Raw genomic sequence first — 20003 nt, forward strand, 5'->3', positions numbered from 1 at the left:
CCCGGCACCGCTCAGCGGCCGGTGACCTTGCGCACGATGGCGCTGAACACCAGGGCCGTCACCAGCAAGGCGCAGGCGCTGCTGGCCCAGAAAGGGGCCGGAGTGCCAGGGTGCAGCCAGGTGGGCAGCGCCAGTTCCGCACCATAGGCCAGCCAGTACCCGCCTGCCAGCCCGCCACCCCACAGCAGCAGGCAGTAGATCACCAGGGGTGCCACCGTGATGCGGTAGCAGCGCAGCACGAAGATGCAGAAGGTCTGTATCGCATCGGCCACGTGATAGGCCGCGACCCAGGCCAGCAGGCTGGCGGTAATGGCCACCACCTCGGGATTGCTGCTGTAGATGCGGGCCAGGCCCGCGCGCGACAGGAACAGCAATGAAGCCAGCAGCACCCCTGCCAGGGCCGCGAGCCGCCAGCCCATGGTCACCAGGCGTCGTGCCATGACTTCGTCGCCAGCGCCGCGCCAGTAGCTGACACGTGCACTGGTGGCGATGGCCAGCGACAGCGGCACCATGTAGCACAGGGCGGCCAGGTTGGCGGCGATCTGGTGGCTGGCCGAGGCCAGGGTTCCCTGGCGGGCCACGAACAGGGCCATCAGCGTGAAGGAGGTCACCTCGACCAGGATGGCCAGGCCTGCGGGCACGCCCAGGCGGGCGAACTGGGCAAGCTGGCGCCAGTCCGGCGCCTCCATGCGCCGCCACAGCGCCAGTGGCGCGTACAGCGCCTTGCCGCGCACCAAGGCCATGGCCAGGGCCACCATGGCGTAGTTCACCACCAGCGTGGCCCAGGCGCAGCCTTCAGCCCCCAGGGCGGGCAGGCCGGCGCCGCCGAAGGCCAGCCAGATCGACAGCGGAATCTTCAGCAGCAGCGACAGCATCTGCAGCCAGGTCACCAGCAGGGGATGGCCCAGCGCCTGGTTCAAGGTGCTGTAGATGCGAAACAGCAAGGCGGCCGGCAGGCTCCAGGCCAGCACGTACAGATAGGCACGCACTTCGATCTGCAGGTCTGGCGGCACGTCGGCCCAGTGCAGCAGTGCACCTGGACACAACAGCACCCCCATGCCCGGCACGCAGACGGTGGCCAGCAGATACATGGACTGGCGCAGGGTGCGGCCGATGGCCTGCGGCTGCCCCGCGCCACGCTGCTCGGCCCACAGCGGAAGCAGGGCCTGGAAGATGCCCATCAGCGACACATAGACGCTCACGAAGATGGCCGATCCCACGGACAGCGCGGCCAGCGCGCCCTCGGAGTAGCGGCCCGCCACGATGGTGTCGGTCACGCCGAAGGCCATCACGGCCAGTTGCCCCGCCAGCACGGTCAGTGCGTGCTGGGCAATCGTGCGACTCTCCCCCGGCTGCGCGTGCGCGGGCTGGCTCATGGCCTGCCCTGGACGCCGTTCGCTTCGGGCTTGCGTTTGAGAATCAGCAGGAAATCCTTGCGATCGGTGGGGCGTACCACCCGGTCCGTGATCTCCCATTCATCCCGCAGGCGTGCGCTGTGCGGGTCCAGCCAGGTTTCTTCCTCGGCCACCATCCAGTCGCAGCGCGCGGCCCCTGCCATGCTCAGGCGCTGCGTGTCGAGGTTGCCGTAGTAGCGCAGCGCCGCGATGTGGGCACGTGGCAGGCCGTAGGTCTGCACGCAATCGTCGTCCTTGGGCAGCTTGAGCAGCACCTGGCGGATCTGCGGCTCGAAGCTGCGCGCATGGTCCAGCAGCGGCAACCACAGCGTCATCAGCAGCAGCCAGGCCAGTGTGGTGCCGCTGGCCGGCAACACCAGGCTTTTCCAGATGGCAGCGCGGTTGCGCGAGGTGCGCCAGGCCACGAGCACGCACCAGGCGGCAGTGGCCGCCACGGCGATCAGAAAGGCCGTCAGCGAGAACTCGTGGACGAACTGGGGCGCCAGCCGCGCCACGTTGGCGGCCGGCTTGGCGGGCAAGCCGGTCTGCATCGACACCCAGATCACCCAGATGCCGATGGCGGCGGCGCTGAAGAACAGCAGTGTGAACCAATCGATCAACGCGCTGATGCTGCGGCGCAGCGTGGGCAGGGCGAAGGCCGCCAGCGTGGCAACGGCCGGCAGGCCCAGCAGCAGGGCGCGGTCCGCGGGCAGGGTGCTCAGGGAGGCTGCCACTGGGATGGCGGCAAACCACAGCGGCAGGGCCAGATGGGGGTATTGCCGGGGTTTGGCGATCTGCCGGCGCCAGACCCACAGCGTCCACAGGGCCAGCGGCCAGGCGGGCCAGATGAACCACAGCTGCAACCGGACCAGGCTTTGCCACTCCTTGGCCGTGCCGCTGTCCACCAGGCGCCAGGCCCACTGGTCCAGCCACCAGCACAACAAGGCCGCCAGTGCCGCCGTGGCCAGCCACAGGGCCGTCCAGGTGCGCGCGGCCCGGGGTTGCGGCGCGGGTTCGTCACCCCAGGTGCGAGAAAAACATGCCATGGCCGCGCCGCCCAGGCCGAACAGCGTGGCCACGGTGGGGGCGCCGCTCAAGGCCAGGCCGGGCAGGCCCAGCAGCAAGGCCAGGACAGCGGTGCGGCCGTGATAGGGCATGGCGGCTGCGGCAAAGAACAGCAGGGCCGCGCAGCCCAGCTGTGTCACATAGCTGGTGGTCTCGTGCGACAGCTGGGCCAGGCCCAGGCAGGCCACCAGGGCCAGCAGGCCGCCATCGGCCATGGCACGTGCATAGTCCGTGGGCTGTGCCTCTCCGCCAAACGCAAAGGCGACCGGGCGCGCGCCAGGGGTGCGCGCCAGGTAGTACACCCCCCACCAGGTGGCCATCAAGGTGATCACCAGCATGGCCGCGAAAGGCAGGCGCACCGCCATCTCGGGGTGCAACCAGGAGGGGGCGCCCTGCAGCGCCAGCGCGCCCAGCCAGTACGACAGCAGGCCTTCGGACTCCGGCAGCAGACCTGCCATGCGTGGCGCCAGCCACGAGGTGTGGCCCAGGGCGAGCTCCCGCATATAGCCAAAGGCCTCCATGTCGGCCATGCGCCAGGGGCTGCGCCCGACGTAGCCGGGCACGACATAGGCCAGGCACAGCAGCAGCAGCGACCAGCGCGGCAGGCGGCGCACGGCGCTTTGGGCAACGATGGCGGGAGTGGGTTGGTTCACGCGGAAGAACTTTCGGCCAGGGACCGCGCAAGAATACGCGAAGCAAGGCCCCTGAAAAGCCTGGAGAGCGACGGGCCGGCATGGATTGGCCGGGGCGGACAAGACACGAACAAAACACAAAGGGCAGCCCGGTTGCCCGGGCTGCCCTCTGGTCGGGAGAAGCTGGATTTACTTCTTGCCGAAACGGTTGCGGAAGCGCTCGACGCGGCCGCCCATGTTGTCCACCGACTTTTGCGTGCCGGTGTAGAAGGGGTGCGACTCGGACGAGGTGTCCAGCTTGAACAGGGGGTATTCCTTGCCTTCGAAGGTCTCGGTTTCCTTCGTGTTCACGCAGGAGCGGGTCACGAACTTGAAGCCGTTGGACAGGTCCACGAACAGAACTTCGCGGTAGTTGGGGTGGATGCCTTCTTTCATGATCTTTCCTTCTGATGCAAGTGCGGTAGCCGTGCCTGACCCGCTGCAACCCTTGTAGCGGTTCAAATCAAGCGTACTTTCCGCAAGAAAAAGCTCTGCATTATCGCATGACGATCACTTCCGTGCCAAGCGAGCGGGCCTGGGACCGGTGTAGGCGGCACGTGGTCGGATGATCTGCCGCGTGGCGCGCTGCTCCTGTGCCTGGGCCAGCCAGCCGGCGCAGCGGCCCAGCGCGAACAGTCCGAAGGCACTGCCCGGCGGCAGCCGCAGGTGCCTGCGCACGGCCACCAGTGCGAAATCCACCGAGGGCGCCTGCCCTGTCAATGTCATCACCTGAGCGGCCAGGGCTGCTGCCGTGCTGTGCCCTGGCAGCATGTCGAGCAGCAGCGCCGCGCGCACGTCGCCTTCGAGGTAGAGGTCGTGGCCGAAGCCGGGCAGGGATTCTCCACGCGCCAGACGCTGGTGCAGCCGTGCCGGAGTGTCCACCTCGCCCAATTCGTCGCAGAGTGCCTCGACGCGTGCGGTGGTGCCGCCATGGCGCCCGCCTGTCAACGCGGCCAGTCCGCCCACCACGGCGGCGCGCAGGCTTGCTCCTGTGGATGCCACGCAGCGCGCGGTAAAGCCGGAGGCATTGAGTTCATGGTCCGCGCACAGCACCAGGGCCGCTCGCACCAGGTCGGCTCCCCGCGCATCCAGCCCCCAGGTGCGTGCGCACTGCAGATGGATCGGGGCCGGGTCTGGCGCCGTGCCCAGCAGGCACGCGGCGAGCAGGCGCAAAAGCGCGCCGCAGCCGGCCGCCAGCCGCTCGGGCGACTGCTGCCAGGCGGCCGTGGCCGTGTCGTCGCTGGCCATGGTGAACAGCGGCAGCAGCGTCTGCTCGCAACTCTGGCCTGCCATTCGGGCCTGCATCTCGGCCAGCAGGGCGGGGGACTCGACGCCGGTTGCGGCGAAGGCCGTTTCGACGGGACATTGCCAGAGCAGGGCGGCCGTTTCTTCCAGCGTGTGCGAGCGGGCCCAGTCCGCGGCGTCCTCCCCGCGGTAGTACAGGCGGCCTTGCTCGATGAGCGTGATCGAGGACTCCAGTACCGGCAGGCCCCAGCTGAGCGCGGCCTGCGCGACATCGCGCGGCTTGCGCCCCTGGCCGCGCTGGCGCGCCAGCTGCTCTACCTCGTCGCGCAGATAACGGCTTTCGCGAGGGGAGTCAGCGGCGTGGGCATGGAGCAGTCCGCGGCTGACATAGGCATACAGCGTGGCACGGCTCACGCCCAGCAACGCCGTGGCTTGGGACGAGTTCAGGTAGTCAGGCATGGAGGAATCATAGGTATGTTGATTAATTGAATCAATATTGACAATATTTTTGGCATATCTAAGGTGCAGGTCTTCGTTCGCTGTTTTTCGTCTTCAGGAGTGCCGTATGTCTGCTCGTCCAACCCTTCATGCCTTCGATCGCTTCGCCGCACAGATATGGGAGTCGCTCCAGGGGGCTCCGGATGCGTGCCAGCGCTTGCGGATGCAGGGACGGGGTTCTCTGCACTCGGTGTTTGCCGTGTCCGATCTGGCGGGCGCCAGCATGGGGGCGGCCGGCCTGGCCATGTCCGAATTGATCGGCCTGCTGGGCGTGGCCGCGCCTTCGGTCGCAGTGGATCGCCGCCTGGCGTCCCTGTGGTTTGGCACCACGCTGCGCCCGCAGGGCTGGGAGCTGCCTGGGCTGTGGGATGCCGTGGCGGGCGACTACCGCGCGGCCGACGGCTGGATCCGGCTGCATACCAATGCACCCCACCACCGCGCGGCGGCGCTGGCCGTGCTGGATGTGCCGGCCGAGCGCGCGGCAGTGGCCTCGGCCGTGGAGCGCTGGAGCGCGCAGGCGCTGGAGTCGGCCGTGGTGGCGCAGGGTGGGTGTGCCGCTGCCATGCGTGGGCTCGATGCCTGGGCCGTGCATCCCCAGGGCCGGGCGGTGCATCAGGAGCCTTTGCTGGCATGGCAGACGCATCCGCTGTCGGCAGTCGCATCGGACGGACGGGGCGCGGCATGGCAGCCTTCGGTGCAACGGCCGCTTCAGGGGCTGCGTGTGCTGGACCTGACCCGCATCCTGGCCGGCCCCGCGGCCACGCGGTGGCTGGCTGGGCACGGTGCCGAGGTGCTGCGTATCGATCCTCCCGGCTGGGAGGAGCCCGGCACCGTCCCCGAGGTCACGCTGGGCAAACGATGCGCGCGCCTGGACCTGCATGCGAACGCGGACCGCGCCGTGTTCGAGGCTCTGCTGGCGCAGGCCGATGTACTGGTACACGGTTATCGCGACGGCGCGCTGGACGCGTTGGGATTCGGTGCGGCATGGCGCCGTGGGCTGAACCCCTTGCTGGTCGATGTATCGCTCAACGCCTATGGCTGGAGTGGTCCCTGGCGGCAGCGGCGCGGCTTTGACAGCCTGGTGCAGATGAGTGCCGGCATCGCCGATGCCGGCATGCGTGCGCTGGGCCGCGATCGGCCCACGCCCTTGCCACTGCAGGCCCTGGACCATGCGACCGGCTACCTGATGGCGGCGGCCGTGACGATGGGGCTGGTGCATCGCCTGAGGGGGCAAGGAGGCAGCACGGTGCGTGCTTCCCTGGCGCGCACGGCCCACCTGCTGGCTGGCGGTGGCGTTGGCGATCCCGATGGCTGTGAGTTGGAGCCGGTGGATGCTGTTGCGGATTTCGCCGCGCAGGAGGAGGCCACCTCCTGGGGGCCTGCACTGCGCATGAGGCCTGCCGTGGACATCGCCGGAGCTGCCATGCGCTGGGATCGTGCGGCCTGTGCCCTGGGTACGGCAGCCGCTGCGTGGTGAGGCGCGGTTCCGTGGGCTGCATGCGGTCCTGAAAGCACGACGCCCCGCATTGGCGGGGCGTCTGTTCGTCGAGGATGGCGCAGGCGGTGGATCAGCCGCCGCGGCGCATCATGTCGAAGAAGTCCACATTGCTCTTGGTGGCGCGCATGTTCTTGATCATCAGCTCCATGGCTTCGATCTCGTCCATGTTGTACATGAACTGGCGCAGGATGCGGGTCTTTTGCAGGATCTCGGGCGCCAGCAGCAGTTCCTCGCGGCGCGTGCCGCTCTTGTTGAGCTCGATGGCCGGGAACACGCGCTTTTCGTAGAGGCGGCGGTTCAGGGCCAGCTCGCTGTTGCCCGTGCCCTTGAATTCTTCGAAGATCACTTCGTCCATGCGGCTGCCGGTGTCGACCAGGGCCGTGGCGATGATGGTCAGCGAGCCGCCTTCCTCCACATTGCGCGCCGCGCCGAAGAAGCGCTTGGGGCGCTGCAGGGCGTTGGAGTCCACGCCGCCGGACAGCACCTTGCCCGACGAGGGCACGACGTTGTTGTAGGCGCGGGCCAGGCGGGTGATGGAGTCCAGCAGGATGACCACATCTTTCTTCAGCTCGACCAGGCGCTTGGCGCGCTCGATCACCATCTCGGCCACGTGCACGTGGCGCGTGGCGGGCTCGTCGAAGGTGGAGGCGATGATCTCGCCCTTCACCGAGCGCTGCATTTCGGTCACTTCCTCGGGGCGCTCATCGACCAGCAGCACCATCAGGTGCACGTCGGGATGGTTGGCCGTGATGGCGTGGGCGATGCTTTGCATCATCATGGTCTTGCCGCTCTTGGGCGGCGCCACGATCAGCGCGCGCTGGCCGCGGCCGATGGGGGCGATGATGTCGATGATGCGGCCGGTGATGTTCTCCTCGCCCTTGATCTCGCGCTCCAGGCGCAGTTGCTGGGTGGGGAACAGGGGCGTCAGGTTCTCGAACAGCACCTTGTGCTTGTTCTGCTCGGGCGGGCCGCCGTTGACGGAGTCGAGCTTGGTCAGCGCGAAGTAGCGCTCGCCGTCCTTGGGCGTGCGCACTTCGCCTTCGATCATGTCGCCGGTGTGCAGGTTGAAGCGACGGACCTGGCTGGGCGAGATGTAGATGTCGTCAGTGCTGGCCGTGTAGCTGGTGTCGGGGCTGCGCAGAAAGCCGAACCCGTCCGGCAGGATCTCCAGCACGCCGTCGGCGAACACTTGTTCGCCGGCCTTGGCGCGCTTTTTGATGATGGCGAACATCAACTCTTGCTTGCGCATGCGACCGACGTTTTCGATCTCAAGCGCTTCGGCCTGCTTCAGGACTTCAGACACGTGCAGTGCCTTGAGTTCATTAAGGTGCATGGAGTGACTCCAGAGCGGAGTGGAAAGAAACCAGGGGGAGGCGTTGAGCCAAGCGAAACACTGCAGAAGTGGGCTGGCTTGCCTGAGGGTCTCAGCGCGGCCTTCGATGCATGAGGCCGGTGATGAAGGGCATTATGACAGGAAAAAATCCACAGGTCACAGGGAAATTTGCGCTGGCGCATGGATTGCGCGCCAGGCCCTGCGCCGCAGGCCGTGTCTTGCGCCGCCCCGCGTGTGGGGCAGCGCGCGGGAACTCAGGCCAGATGCTGGTCCAGGAAGGCCGACAGTTGGGCTTTGTTCAGGGCGCCCACCTTGGTGGCTGCCAGCTGGCCGTCCTTGAACAGCATCAGTGTGGGAATGCCGCGGATGCCGAACTTGGCGGGAATCTCGCGGTTCTCGTCCACGTTCATCTTGGCGATGGACAGCTTTTCCTTGTAGGTCTGGGCTGCTTCGTCGAGGATGGGGGCGATCTGCTTGCAAGGACCGCACCATTCGGCCCAGTAGTCGACCAGCACCGCGGTGCCGGGCTGCAAGACTTCGGCTTCAAAGCTCGCGTCGGAGATATGTTTGATCAGTTCGCTGGCCATGGGTGGAGTCCTTGATTTTTCGCAATGAGGAAGGCGCAGGAAAATCCGCACCACGAATTGATTGTGACAGAAACCTATCACCTGCTGCACGGTGTGGGTGGTAGCCGGATGCTATGACTGTCATAGCTGTTTTCGTGGGTGCGACAGGGGTGCCGGCCCTCGGGGATTTGCCTCGCCACGGCACGGACCGGTCCTGGGCGGGGTATCCTGCGCGCCCGCGCTGCCGGCTCGGCCTGCCTGAGGCGCAATGTTGTATGTGAGCATGGAATGGAAACTGAAGTGATGGACTCTGCGGAGCATGGCGCGACGGCGCGCACGATGGACTGCGATGTGGCGGTGATCGGCGCGGGGCCGGCTGGCCTGATGGCGGCCGAAGGGCTGGCCGGCAAGGGGCTGGCGGTCCATGTGTTCGAGGCCAAGTCCTCCGCCGGGCGCAAGTTCCTCATGGCGGGCAAGGGTGGACTCAACCTGACCCATTCCGAGGCTTTGCCGGCCTTCGTGTCGCGCTATGGCGAGCACAGCGCCGAGGTGTCGCGCTGGCTGGACCTGCTGTCGCCGGACCGTTTGCGGGCCTGGGCCCGCGACCTGGGCGTGGAAACCTTCGTGGGGAGCTCGGGCCGTGTGTTCCCGCAGGACATGAAGGCGGCGCCGCTGTTGCGGGCCTGGCTGGTGCGGCTGCGGGCCCAGGGGGTGGTCTTGCACATGCGCCACCGATGGCTGGGCTGGCAGGGCGGCGAGGTGCTGGAGTTTCAGGCGCCCGAAGGGCGGTTGCAGGTGCGCGCACGTGCCGTGGTGCTGGCGCTGGGGGGGGGCAGCTGGGCGCGCCTGGGCTCGGATGGACAGTGGGTGCCCTGGCTGGAGCAGCGCGGCATCGAAGTTGCGCCCCTCAAGCCTGCCAACTGCGGCTTCGATGTAGGGCTGGGAACGGTGCAGGCCGGGGCAGGAATCGACCGCCGCGAATTCATGGCTGAACTGCTGGGAGCGAGTCGCCAGCCGGTACGGGGCTGGAGTCCCTACTTCTGCGAGCGTTTCGCGGGGCAGCCCTTCAAGTCGGTGGCGCTGTCCTTCGATGATGGGCAGGGCGGTGCTTTCTCGCGCAAGGGCGAGTTCGTTGCGACCGCCACGGGGGTGGAGGGCAGCCTGGTCTATGCCGTCTCGGCCGCGTTGCGCGAGGCCATCGCGCGGGACGGGCAGGCCACCATACATATCGATCTGCTGCCTCAGCGGACACCCGAGGATGTGCTGGCGCAGGTGCGGCATCCGCGCGGCTCGCGCAGTCTGGCCAGCCATCTGAAGGGGCGGCTGGGACTGGAGGGCATCAAGGCTGCCGTGCTGCATGAAGTGCTGGGCAAGGAGGGAATGGCCGATGCCGCGCGGCTGGCGCATGCCATCAAGGCCTTGCCGCTCACCCTGGTGGCTCCCCGTCCCATCGATGAGGCCATCAGCACTGCCGGCGGCGTGCGCCTGCAGGCGCTCGATGCCCGCGGCATGTGCGTGGCCGCGCCCGGCGTTTTCTGTGCGGGGGAGATGCTGGACTGGGAGGCGCCGACCGGCGGCTACCTGCTGACGGCCTGCATGGCCAGCGGCGTGCAGGCCGCACAGGGCGTGGAACGCTACCTGGAGGTAGATGGCCAGGTCGACTGAAAAAAAGGGGGATGCCGCTGTGGGCCGGAGGTGGCGGCGCCCGCAGGCCCTGCCTTGAATGGAGGTGACGAGCCTTGCCCTCGGCACTGGTTTCACGGTTAGGGCTGCTTGGTTCCCCACCTGACCCGGTTGGCCGCTTCCCCATGCGAGGAGGCCCGTCATCCTCGATTATAGGGGCAAACGCGGGGCTGGCCGGGCGGGCGGGGCCTTGCAAACCCGGGGACGGGTGGGGCGGGGCGTTCAGCCCCGTAGAATCGCGGCATGTCTTATCTTGTGCTGGCCCGCAAATACCGTCCCCGCAATTTCTCGGAAATGGTGGGGCAGGAGCATGTCGTCCAGGCGCTCACCAATGCCCTGACGCAGCAGCGCCTGCACCATGCCTATCTGTTCACCGGCACGCGCGGCGTGGGCAAGACCACGGTCTCGCGCATCCTGGCCAAGTCGCTGAACTGCCAGGGGATTGATGGCCAGGGAGGTATCACGGCGACGCCCTGCGGTGTCTGCGCGGCCTGTACCGAAATCGACAGCGGCCGCTTTCCTGACTACACCGAGCTGGATGCTGCCTCCAACCGCGGCGTGGACGAGGTGCAGAGCCTGCTGGAGCAGGCGGTCTACAAGCCGGTGCAGGGGCGCTTCAAGGTCTTCATGATCGACGAAGTGCACATGCTCACGAACACGGCCTTCAACGCCATGCTCAAGACGCTGGAGGAGCCGCCCGAATACCTGAAGTTCGTGCTGGCCACCACCGATCCGCAGAAGGTGCCTGTGACCGTGCTCAGCCGTTGCCTGCAGTTCAACCTGCGGCCCATGGCGCCCGAGACGGTGCTGGAGCATCTGGGCCGGGTGCTGGGCCAGGAGGGCGTGGCGTCCGAGCCCCAGGCCCTGCGCCTGCTGTCGCGTGCTGCGCGTGGCTCCATGCGCGATGCCTTGTCGCTGACCGACCAGGCCATTGCGTTCGGCAGCGGGCAATTGCAGGAGGCCATGGTGCGCCAGATGCTGGGCAGCGTGGACCGCAGCCATGTCTTCAGGCTGATCGAGGCGCTGGCCCGGGCCGATGGCCAGGTGGTGGTGGAAACCTCCGAGGCCCTGCGCCGCAACGGCCTGTCGGCCGCTTCCACGCTGGAGGAGATGTGTGCCGTGCTGCAGCGCATGGCCGTGGCGCAGGCGGTGCCGCAGATGACGGCCGATCCCAGCGATCCCGAGGCCGCGGAAATCGCGCGCCTGGCACAGCTGATGCCCCGCGATGAGACTCAGCTGCTCTACAGCATCTGCCTGCATGGCCGGGCCGAGCTGGGCCTGGCTCCCGACGAATATGCGGCGCTGACCATGGCGCTGCTGAGACTGCTGGCTTTCAAGCCGCAGCCTGCAGAGCCCGCTGCGGGCGAGGCTGAAAAAAAAACTCCAGCGCTGACCTCGACGACGGCCAGGGCCAGGACTGAGCCGCTGGCGCCCGTGGCGCAGCCGGAGGCGGCGCGTACGGAACAGGCTGTCGCTGTACCCGCGGCGGTCCCTGCCGCACCTCCTGCCGTGGCGACTCCCATGGCAGCATCCGTTCCTGCACCTGCACCTGCACCGCCGCCGTCCTCGCCTGTGACGGTGCGGCGCGAAGAGCCTGTTCTCGCCCCGGCGGGGGAAGACCGGTCCATCCTCGGGGCCGAGCCGCGCCAGCCCGCGGCCATGGCTCGCGAGGAGCTGTCCGACTCCCCCGAGGAGGACATGCGGGAGTCTGACGACGCCGACGACGATGCCCCGCCCGTGCAGGACGCGGATGCTCCCGACGAGGGTGCCTGGGCTGGCATGCCCGATGAAGGCTGGGCCGACGAGGGCCGATGGGCCGATGACGCGAACCTGGTCGTGGAGCCTCCCCTCGCCACGATGGCCCTTGCGGCCCAGGCGGAGGAGTTCGAATTCGCCGCCGGGCGCGGACGCCAGCCCATGGATGCGCCGCCGGCTCCTACCGTGGAGCGCACGCCCGATGGCGATGTCTGGCACGCCACGGTCCAGCAGCTGGTACAGGCCGAGGCCGTCACGGCGCTGGCGCGCCAGCTGGCCCTGCAGTCGCAGTTGGTGGCGCGCGATGGGGATGCCTGGACATTGCGTGTCGAAAGCAGCTCGCTGAACCAGCCTGCCACGCGCGAACGCCTGCGCGCGGCGCTGGAGGCGGCAGGCGTGGCCCGGCAGTTGCAGGTTGAACAAGGCCCCGTGACCGACAGTCCCGCGCGGCGCAATGCGGTCGCCAGCCACGAGCGTCAGCGCATCGCGGAGGATATCGTGATGAACCATTCGCTGGTGCAGACCCTGATGCGCAGCCACGGCGCGAAAATCGTGCCCGGCAGCATCAGGCCCGTATCCATTGAGCCGTAAGGCGTTTCGTTTTTACCCTACAGAAGAAGGAACTCACATGTTCAACAAAGGACAACTGGCCGGCCTGATGAAGCAGGCACAGGCCATGCAGGACAACCTCAAGAAGGCCCAGGAAGAGCTCGGCACCATCGAAGTGGAAGGCGAGTCCGGCGCGGGCCTGGTGAAGGTGGTCATGACCTGCAAGCACGACGTCAAGCGCATCACCATCGATCCCAGCCTGCTGGCCGAGGACAAGGATATGCTCGAGGACCTCGTGGCCGCTGCCTTCAATGCGGCCGTGCGCAAGGCGGAGGAAACCTCCAACGAGAAGATGGGCAAGCTCACGGCAGGCATGCCCGGCCTGCCCGGCGGCATGAAGTTCCCGTTCTGAGGCCCCGCCTGCCGCAAGTCCATCCTGGATGGATGGTGGCGGTGGCAGGTACTGCACCGCCGTCCGCGCGCGAGCGATCTGCCCATGCAGGTCGCTTTTTTTCTGAGAACCTTCATTGAAAGGATGCCGCCATGTCGGACGTGCAATCGCTCGATGCGCTGGTCGAGGCCCTGCGCAGGCTGCCGGGCGTGGGCATCAAGTCGGCCCAGCGCATGGCCTTCCATCTGCTGCAGCGCGATCAGGATGGCGCGCGGCAACTGGCCCGGGCCCTGGATACGGCCATTGAGTCCGTGGGCCATTGCGAACGTTGCCATACCTTCACCGAAGGCCGCGTCTGCTCCATCTGCCAGGACGAGGGGCGCGATGCCGCTCGGCTGTGCGTGGTGGAGGCGCCGGCCGACATGGCGGCGATGGAACGGACCGGGGCCTATCAAGGCTATTACTACGTGCTGATGGGGCGGCTGTCGCCACTCGATGGCATCGGTCCGCGGGACCTGGGGCTGTCCAGCTTGCTGGAACGGGCCGGCGACGGCAGGGTGCAGGAGGTGATCCTGGCCACCAGCTTCACGGCGGAAGGCGAGGCCACGGCCCATGCGATCAGCGAGGCGTTGAAGGCCCGCGGCATCCATGTGACGCGGCTGGCGCGTGGCGTGCCCATCGGCAGCGAACTCGAGTACGTGGACCTGGGTACGATTGCCCATGCTCTGGTGGATCGCCGGTAGGTCCGGGTCCTTCCAATCCTCAAGGGAGCCTGTATGCCCACCTCCGTGATCCTGCCGCCTGGCGGCTTTTCCATCGCCCATTGGTGCCTGCTGGTGGCGGCCCTGCTGCCGCTGGTCTGCGCCTATGTCGCCAAGGCCCCCGGCATGAGGCGCCGGTCGGGACAGGAGGGGTTCGACAACCATGATCCGCGGGCCTGGCTGGCGCGGCAGACCGGCTACCAGGCGCGGGCCAATGCGGCGCAGGCCAACAGCTTCGAATGCCTTCCATTCTTCATCGGTGCCTTGGTGGTGGCCTGGCAGCTGGGCGTGCCGGTAGCCCGGGTCGATGCCCTGGCCATGGCCTTCATTGTGTTGCGTGTGGCCTACATCGGCTTCTACCTCATGGACCTTGCCAGCCTGCGAAGCGCCTCCTGGGCCCTGGCCTGGCTGGTGAATCTGCTGCTGTTCCTCGCGGGCTGGCGCTGAGACGCACCCGGATGCGCAGGCCCTGTGCGAAGGCCTACGGTGTTTCACATACGGGCAAGCACCGATGCTGGGCATGGGGCCTCTGGGCATGATCTTGTTGCACTGCAACAAAATACATGCCATGTCTTCCCCTGCGCTTGATCGTCGAACCCTGCTGAGCCTCCTGGGACTGGGTCCTCTCTGGTCGCTGCCGGCCCGCAGTGCCGCAGAGCCGTTGACGATCGCCGTGGGCGGCCAGGGCCTGCTGTACTACCTGCCGCTGGTGATCGCGCAGCAACTGGGCTATTTCGAGGCCGAGGGCCTGATGGTGCGGATAGACGACTACCCGGGCGGATCGCAGTCCTTGCAGGCGCTGGAATCGGGGGCGGCCGATGTCTGCGCGGGCGCTTACGAGAACACGCTGCTGGCGCAACGGCGCGGCAGCCTGCTGCGCGCCTTCGTCGTGCAGGGGCGAGCGCCGCAGATCGCCCTGGGGGTGGCCTCGCGCTGGATGCCTCGCTACCAGACGCTGGCCGATCTGCGTGGTCGGCGCGTGGGCGTTTCATCGCTGGGGGCCTCCACCGCGCGGGCCGTGCAACTGATGCTGCTGGGCGAGGGGCTGGGGCCGGATCTGGTAGAGCTGGTGGGCGTGGGGTCGGGGCCGGAAGCCATGGAGGCCTTGCGCACGGGGCGCGTGCATGCACTGTGCCATGCGGATCCGCTGATGAGCGTGCTGGAGGACAAGGGGGCCGTGCGCATCGTGCGCGACCTGCGCGATCTGCGCAGCAGTGCCCAGCTGTACGGGGGCTCCATGCCTTCGGGCACACTGTATGCGCCCCAGGACTTTCTGCGCCGGCACCCCGCCAAGGCACAGGCCCTGAGCAATGCCATGGTGCGTTCCCTCAAGTGGTTGCAGACGGCGGCTCCCATGGATGTGCTGCGCGCCGTGCCCGCGGCCTATCTGCTGGGGTCGCGGCGCGCCTATCTGTCGGCTTTCGAACACATGCGCACCACGATCTCGCCCGACGGGATGATGCCCGTCGATGGGCCGGCGACTGCGCTGCGCGCCCTGGCCCGGCTCGACCCCGGGCTGGCGCATGGCGGCATCGATCTGGAGCGCTCCTACACCAATGAATTCGTGCGCCAGTCCAGGCAGCGTTTCCACACCTGAACTGCAGGGATGAAAAAAGCCCGCTGCTGCGGGCCGGGGCGGGTGATGGCTTGCGCCTTCAGCGCTTTTTCACCTTGGAGGGCTTGCCGCCGCGCGGCGCTGCCGTGACGGCCACCTTGGCATTGCGGTTTTGCGGCTGTACGGCCACCTTGCGTGCCGTGCCTGCCGCTGCCGGGGTGCGGCTGGAGGGCCGGGCCGTGCCCCCTGCGCTGGTGCGTACCGGCAGATAGGCCACCAGCGACTGGCCGGCGCGCAGCGTGGCGGTGGACTTGAGGTCGTTCCAGTCCGCGAGGTTGGAGACGCTGACGCCATAGCGGTTGGCCACGCTGATCAGCGTGTCGCGCTTGCGTGCCTTGATGGTGGTGCGGCGCGTGATCACCTCGGGCGCAAAGCTGATCTGGCCGTTGTCGGCGATGTGGCCCGCCACATCGGCATGCACGTTGGCTCCGCGCGGCACCATCAGCGCCGAGCCCGCCTTGATCAGCATCCGGGGCGGGATGTTGTTGAGGGCACGCAGGTCGGACTCGCCCAGGCCCACGCGCTGGGCGGCCTCGGCGACGCTGATGGTGGAGGGCACGGTCCACACTGTCCAGCTCGCGTACTGGCCTTCGTCGAAGGCCTGCATGTTGCGTCGGAACACCTTGGCATTGTCCCAGGGCAGCAGGATCTCCGGCGTGCCTGCGGCGAAGATCACGGGCTTGCGAAAACTCGGGTTCAGGGCCTTGAAGTCCTCGGTCGAGACGTCCGCCAGCTTGGCCACCAACTCCACGTCGATATCGCGCGTGATGGTGACGCTCTGGAAGTAGGGGTGGTTCTCGATTAGCGGCAACTCGGTGTTGAACGCTTCGGGATTGGCCACGATGTTCTTGACGGCCTGCAGCTTGGGGACGTACATGCGCGTTTCGGCCGGCATCTGCAGGTCGGTGTAGCCGGTGGGCAGGCCCAGCTTCTCGTTGCGCTTGATGGCGCGGCCCACGCTGCCCTCGCCCCAGTTGTAGGCGGCCAGCGCCAGGTGCCAGTCGCCGAACATGTCGTAGAGCTTTTGCAGATAGTCCAGCGCCGCGCGCGTGGAGGCCAGCACGTCGCGGCGGTCGTCGCGGAATGCGTTCTGCTTGAGGTCGAAATAGGTGCCGGTGGCGGGCATGAACTGCCACATGCCTGCCGCCTTGGCGGTAGAGACGGCCTGCGGGTTGAAGGCGCTTTCGATATACGGCAGCAGCGCCAGCTCGGTGGGCATGTTGCGCCGCTCCAGCTCCTCCACGATGTGAAAGAGGTACTTGCTCGAGCGCTCGGTCATGCGCTGGATGTAGTCGGGCCGGCTCGCATACCACTGCTCGCGGTCCTTGACCAGATCCTGCTCCAGGTCCGGCATGGCGAAGCCCTGTCGTATGCGTACCCACAGATCGCCGGTGGTCTCTAGCGAGGCCACATCGCCGTTGCCCGCCTTGCCGGTCCCCAGGGGACTCAGCGGTCCCTTGGGATACATCGGGGAATGGGGAGCCGAACCGGGGGCCGCAGCCGTGCCGGCCAGGTCCGGGCTGCTGGTGGTGGCGCAGCCCGTGAGGACCAGCAGGCTGCCCAGCAGCAGGGTATGTAGCAGTTTCATCAGAAATTGTTTTTCCATTGGCGCAGGCCCGCCAGCACACTGGCCGGATCCTGCTGTCTCACCTGGGCGTCGAAGCCTGCGGCCGCTGCGGCCACGGCGGCTTGCCGCGTGCGAAGAAAGGGGTTGATGGCGCGCTCGGTCTCCAGCACCGAAGGCAGTGTGGGCTTTCCGGCCTCGCGCAGCGTCTGGCAATGTCGCTGATAGTGCGACAGGGCCTGATTGTCGGGCTCCACCGCCTGCGCGAAGCGCAGGTTGGACAGTGTGTACTCATGAGCGCAGCACACCAGGGTGCTGTCCGGCAGCGCCGCCAGGGCATCCAGGGAGTGCTGCATCTGCTGCGGCGTGCCTTCAAACAGCCGACCGCAGCCGCCCGAGAACAGCGTATCGCCGCAAAACAGCACGGGTTGGGTCTGGGCCTGCGTGCTGTAGAAAGCGATATGTCCGCTGGTGTGCCCGGGGACGTCGATGACCTGCCAGGGCCCGCCCAGCGTGTGCACGGCGTCGCCGCCGTGCACACGCTGAACGGGCTCGGGCAGCTGTTCGTAGGCGGGTCCCCAGACCTGGGCACCCGTGGCCTGGCGCAACTGCGCCACGCCGCCGACATGATCGGCATGGTGGTGGGTGACTAAAATGCCCTGCAACTGCAAGTCCAGCTGGCGCAAGGCTGCCAGCACGGGCACTGCATCACCGGGATCGACGACCAGGGCATGGGCCGAGTCGTGCAGCATCCAGATGTAGTTGTCGGAAAAGGCAGGAATGGGCAACAGGTTCATGAGCAGCAAAATTATAGAGATGCATCACTGGACACAATCTGCCCTCGGCCACTACCTGCTGGAATGGGAACAGCAGCGCTGTGATGAGGCGGTGGCCGATATCTTCGGCTACCACAGCCTGCAACTGGGGATGCCCATGCTCCAGGGGTTGCGTGCCAACCGCATGCCGCACCGCTGGCTGGCGCTGGACGGCGATGAGGATCCGGCGCCTGTCGAGGGCGCGCCTGCGCTGGACGTGCCGGTGGCGCTGCTGGCCGATCCGGCGGCACTGCCGTTCTCCGAGGCCAGTCTAGATCTCGTCGTGATGCCCCATACGCTGGAGACTTCGCCGGATCCGCATGCGGTGCTGCGCGAGGCGGCCCGGGTGCTGATGCCTGAAGGCCGCATCGTGGTGTGCGGACTCAATCCTGCCAGTTTGCTGGGTGTGCAGCGGCGTGCCGAGCGTGGCGTGTACCTGCCCGATGTGGGCTGGGGTGTGGGGTATTGGCGGCTGCGCGACTGGCTGCGATTGCTGGCCTTCGAGATCGAGGCCGTGCAATTCGGCTGTTATCGTCCCGCCGTGCAGACGGATCGCTGGCTGCGCCGTTGGCAGTTCATGGACCGCGTGGGACGGCTGGGCTGGCCCATGCTGGGCGGTGTGTACTGCGTGGTGGCCGTCAAGCGTGTGCCGGGCGCACGCATGCTGGAGCCTGCCTGGCGCGGTCGCGCGGTCGTGTCGGGCGCCACGGTGCCGGTTGCCCGTCGCATGCCGGCACAGGCCGGGCCGGACGGTGATCTGCATTCCAACCGGCCTGACGGCCGGGCCATTCATATCAAGGATTTTTTTTGAATCAAGTTGTTATCTATACGGACGGTGCCTGCAAGGGCAATCCGGGTCCTGGCGGCTGGGGCGTGGTGCTGGAGGCCGGCAGCGCCAGGAAGGAGCTGTTCGGCGGCGAGCTGAACACCACCAACAATCGCATGGAGATGATGGCCGTGATCGAGGCGCTGTCTGCGCTCAGGCGGCCCTGCGACGTGGTGCTCTACATCGACAGCCAGTACGTGCTCAAGGGCATCACCGAGTGGATCCACGGCTGGAAGGCCAAGGGCTGGAAGACGGCCTCCAAGGAGCCCGTCAAGAACGTGGAGCTGTGGCAGCGGCTGGACGCCCTGGTGCAGGGGGGCGGACACCGCATCGACTGGCGCTGGGTCAAGGGCCATGCGGGCGATCCCGGCAACGAGCGCGCCGACGCGCTGGCCAACATGGGCGTGGATCAGGCGCTGGGACGCTGAACGCCTTGTGCGGGACAGGTGCAATGCCTGTCCCTTGCTCCTCTTCCCGAGGACTAACTCAAACGCGGTAGATGAAAACCCCAGACACAGGATTCGATGGGTGCAGCTAATATTTCCATAAGTGGAAATTAATGTGCTCCCTGCCAGGCATCTTCCGTGGCGTGGTGTTTGAAATTGCCACTTGTGGAATTTTTAAACCATCTCACGATGAAAGAGCCTTGCGATGAAATACAAAGCAATTGCTGCATTGGCGATGCTGGGCAGCACGGGAGCGGTGCTGGCCCAGAGTTCGGTGACGCTGTATGGCAGCATGGACCTGACCATGCCCTGGATCAGCGATGTGCGAGGGAGCCGGCTCACGCGCATGGATTCGGCCATCTCCCAGCCTGACCTTTGGGGCCTGCGCGGCTCCGAGGACCTGGGGGGCGGCCTGAAGGCCTCGTTCCAACTGGAAAATGGATTCCTCACGGACATCGGCTCGCCGATCTCGCCTACCAGCTACTTCAACCGGGCTTCCTGGGTGGGCCTGGACAGTGCTTCGCTGGGCACGCTGCGGCTGGGGCGCCAGGTCGATTTCACGGCCGGCACGCTGAGCCAGTGGGGCAACGGCTACCAGCTCTACAACTTCTATCTGTACCACCCGGGCAACCTGGACGGCCTGTCCAGCCAGTTCCCCGTGGACAACTCCGTGGTCTACCTGACGCCGCGCATGGGCGGGATGCAGTTCGGCGCGCAGTATGGATTTGGCGAGGTGCCGGGCCGCTCGCAGGCCAACCGTACCTACAGCGTCATGGGCAGCTATTCCAGTGCCAAGCTCAATCTGGCCGTGGCCTACACCGATGCGCGTGGCCGTGCCTTCGATATCGCCGGGCGCACGGGCCTGGCGAACGCGCTGGGCCAGGACCTGGTGGCGGGCCGGCCGCTGGTGCTCGATACCTTCCAGGTGCTGGGCATCGGCGGCGGCTACCAGCTCGATGCGCTTCCGGTCCGCCTCAACGCGCTGCTCACGCGCTCCACGCTCAAGTACGGCGCAGCCTCCAGCCACATGAGCGCGCTCGACCTGGGCCTTGCCTGGCAGACCAGCCAGGCGGTGACTATCAACACCGGCTACTCCTTCAGCCGTTTCGAGCAGACGAAGTGGAACCAGGTCCACCTGGGCGCGCGCTACGCCTTCTCCAAGCGCACGCAGCTGCATGCCTCGGTCACGCACCAGCGCGCCTCCGAGGGCGTGGCGGCGATGAATTCCGTGGGCGTTGCCAGCGGGCGCACGCAGACCGTGATTGCGGCAGGCATACACCACTCGTTCTGAGAGGCATGAGACATGCAGCCCGGTCGATGCGGGCGCA

General features: G+C 67.1%; 18 protein-coding genes and 1 other RNA gene. 10 read left to right on the forward strand and 9 right to left on the reverse strand.

What is annotated here, in order from left to right; translation table 11 throughout:
• Positions 1-11: 11 nt before the first annotated feature.
• The 4 genes from L1Z78_RS08820 to L1Z78_RS08835 form a co-directional block, all read right to left on the reverse strand.
• Positions 12-1376: an MATE family efflux transporter gene (locus L1Z78_RS08820; protein ID WP_234641147.1), complete on the reverse strand. Its 1365-nt coding sequence runs from the start codon at positions 1374-1376 to the stop codon at positions 12-14.
• Entirely contained in the window at positions 1373-3112 is a 1740-nt protein-coding gene (locus L1Z78_RS08825; RefSeq protein ID WP_234641148.1) for a hypothetical protein, read from the reverse strand. Before L1Z78_RS08825 ends, L1Z78_RS08820 begins: the two co-directional genes overlap by 4 nt.
• Positions 3113-3280: 168 nt before the next feature.
• A complete protein-coding gene (locus L1Z78_RS08830) occupies positions 3281-3526 on the reverse strand; it encodes a type B 50S ribosomal protein L31 (protein WP_054257309.1) in 246 nt (81 codons plus the stop codon).
• Between the two features lie 114 nt (positions 3527-3640).
• Positions 3641-4834 carry a citrate synthase family protein gene (locus L1Z78_RS08835; protein ID WP_234641149.1) on the reverse strand — a complete coding sequence of 398 codons (1194 nt, stop codon included), beginning with the start codon at positions 4832-4834 and terminating at the stop codon, positions 3641-3643.
• A 106-nt stretch (positions 4835-4940) separates the two neighbouring features.
• Between L1Z78_RS08835 and L1Z78_RS08840 the strand changes: the two genes are divergently transcribed.
• Positions 4941-6350 carry a CoA transferase gene (locus L1Z78_RS08840; RefSeq protein WP_234641150.1) on the forward strand — a complete coding sequence of 470 codons (1410 nt, stop codon included), beginning with the start codon at positions 4941-4943 and terminating at the stop codon, positions 6348-6350.
• 91 nt (positions 6351-6441) lie between these two features.
• Here the strand turns inward: L1Z78_RS08840 and rho are convergent, their stop codons facing one another.
• On the reverse strand, positions 6442-7704 hold the full coding sequence (rho, locus tag L1Z78_RS08845) for a transcription termination factor Rho (protein ID WP_234641151.1): 1263 nt from the start codon (positions 7702-7704) through the stop codon (positions 6442-6444).
• A gap of 254 nt (positions 7705-7958) precedes the next feature.
• On the reverse strand, positions 7959-8291 hold the full coding sequence (gene trxA, locus L1Z78_RS08850) for a thioredoxin TrxA (protein ID WP_234641152.1): 333 nt from the start codon (positions 8289-8291) through the stop codon (positions 7959-7961).
• 267 nt (positions 8292-8558) lie between these two features.
• On the opposite strand from trxA, the gene L1Z78_RS08855 reads away from it, so the two are divergent.
• Entirely contained in the window at positions 8559-9935 is a 1377-nt protein-coding gene (locus L1Z78_RS08855) for a TIGR03862 family flavoprotein (RefSeq protein ID WP_234641153.1), read from the forward strand.
• A 63-nt stretch (positions 9936-9998) separates the two neighbouring features.
• Here the strand turns inward: L1Z78_RS08855 and ffs are convergent.
• Positions 9999-10095, reverse strand: an RNA gene (gene ffs, locus L1Z78_RS08860) — signal recognition particle sRNA small type.
• A 101-nt stretch (positions 10096-10196) separates the two neighbouring features.
• Here ffs and dnaX point away from each other — a divergent pair.
• The 5 genes from dnaX (at position 10197) to L1Z78_RS08885 (ending at position 15006) form a co-directional block, all read left to right on the forward strand.
• Positions 10197-12299 carry a DNA polymerase III subunit gamma/tau gene (gene dnaX, locus L1Z78_RS08865; RefSeq protein WP_234641154.1) on the forward strand — a complete coding sequence of 701 codons (2103 nt, stop codon included), beginning with the start codon at positions 10197-10199 and terminating at the stop codon, positions 12297-12299.
• A gap of 37 nt (positions 12300-12336) precedes the next feature.
• A complete protein-coding gene (locus L1Z78_RS08870; protein WP_234641155.1) occupies positions 12337-12669 on the forward strand; it encodes a YbaB/EbfC family nucleoid-associated protein in 333 nt (110 codons plus the stop codon).
• Positions 12670-12800: 131 nt separating this feature from the next.
• A complete protein-coding gene (gene recR / locus L1Z78_RS08875) occupies positions 12801-13391 on the forward strand; it encodes a recombination mediator RecR (RefSeq protein ID WP_234641156.1) in 591 nt (196 codons plus the stop codon).
• Positions 13392-13424: 33 nt separating this feature from the next.
• On the forward strand, positions 13425-13856 hold the full coding sequence (locus tag L1Z78_RS08880; protein ID WP_234641157.1) for an MAPEG family protein: 432 nt from the start codon (positions 13425-13427) through the stop codon (positions 13854-13856).
• A 64-nt stretch (positions 13857-13920) separates the two neighbouring features.
• On the forward strand, positions 13921-15006 hold the full coding sequence (locus L1Z78_RS08885; protein WP_326491972.1) for an ABC transporter substrate-binding protein: 1086 nt from the start codon (positions 13921-13923) through the stop codon (positions 15004-15006).
• Between the two features lie 58 nt (positions 15007-15064).
• Here the strand turns inward: L1Z78_RS08885 and L1Z78_RS08890 are convergent, their stop codons facing one another.
• Both L1Z78_RS08890 and gloB read right to left on the reverse strand, forming a co-directional pair.
• Positions 15065-16612 carry a transglycosylase SLT domain-containing protein gene (locus tag L1Z78_RS08890; RefSeq protein ID WP_234641159.1) on the reverse strand — a complete coding sequence of 516 codons (1548 nt, stop codon included), beginning with the start codon at positions 16610-16612 and terminating at the stop codon, positions 15065-15067.
• Entirely contained in the window at positions 16612-17385 is a 774-nt protein-coding gene (gloB, locus tag L1Z78_RS08895; protein WP_234641160.1) for a hydroxyacylglutathione hydrolase, read from the reverse strand. The genes L1Z78_RS08890 and gloB overlap by 1 nt, the downstream gene beginning before the upstream one ends.
• A gap of 19 nt (positions 17386-17404) precedes the next feature.
• On the opposite strand from gloB, the gene L1Z78_RS08900 reads away from it, so the two are divergent.
• The 3 genes from L1Z78_RS08900 (at position 17405) to L1Z78_RS08910 (ending at position 19966) form a co-directional block, all read left to right on the forward strand.
• Positions 17405-18214 (forward strand): class I SAM-dependent methyltransferase, encoded by an 810-nt coding sequence (locus L1Z78_RS08900; protein ID WP_234642129.1) that lies wholly within the window; start codon positions 17405-17407, stop codon positions 18212-18214.
• Positions 18211-18657: a ribonuclease HI gene (gene rnhA / locus L1Z78_RS08905; RefSeq protein ID WP_016447441.1), complete on the forward strand. Its 447-nt coding sequence runs from the start codon at positions 18211-18213 to the stop codon at positions 18655-18657. Before L1Z78_RS08900 ends, rnhA begins: the two co-directional genes overlap by 4 nt.
• Before the next feature lie 223 nt (positions 18658-18880).
• The gene (locus L1Z78_RS08910; protein WP_234641161.1) at positions 18881-19966 is read left to right on the forward strand and encodes a porin; all 1086 of its coding nucleotides are present in this window, start codon (positions 18881-18883) and stop codon (positions 19964-19966) included.
• The last annotated feature ends 37 nt before the right edge of the window (positions 19967-20003 follow it).

The organism is Delftia tsuruhatensis, from assembly GCF_903815225.1.
In the GTDB taxonomy this organism is placed as follows: domain Bacteria; phylum Pseudomonadota; class Gammaproteobacteria; order Burkholderiales; family Burkholderiaceae_C; genus Comamonas; species Comamonas tsuruhatensis_A.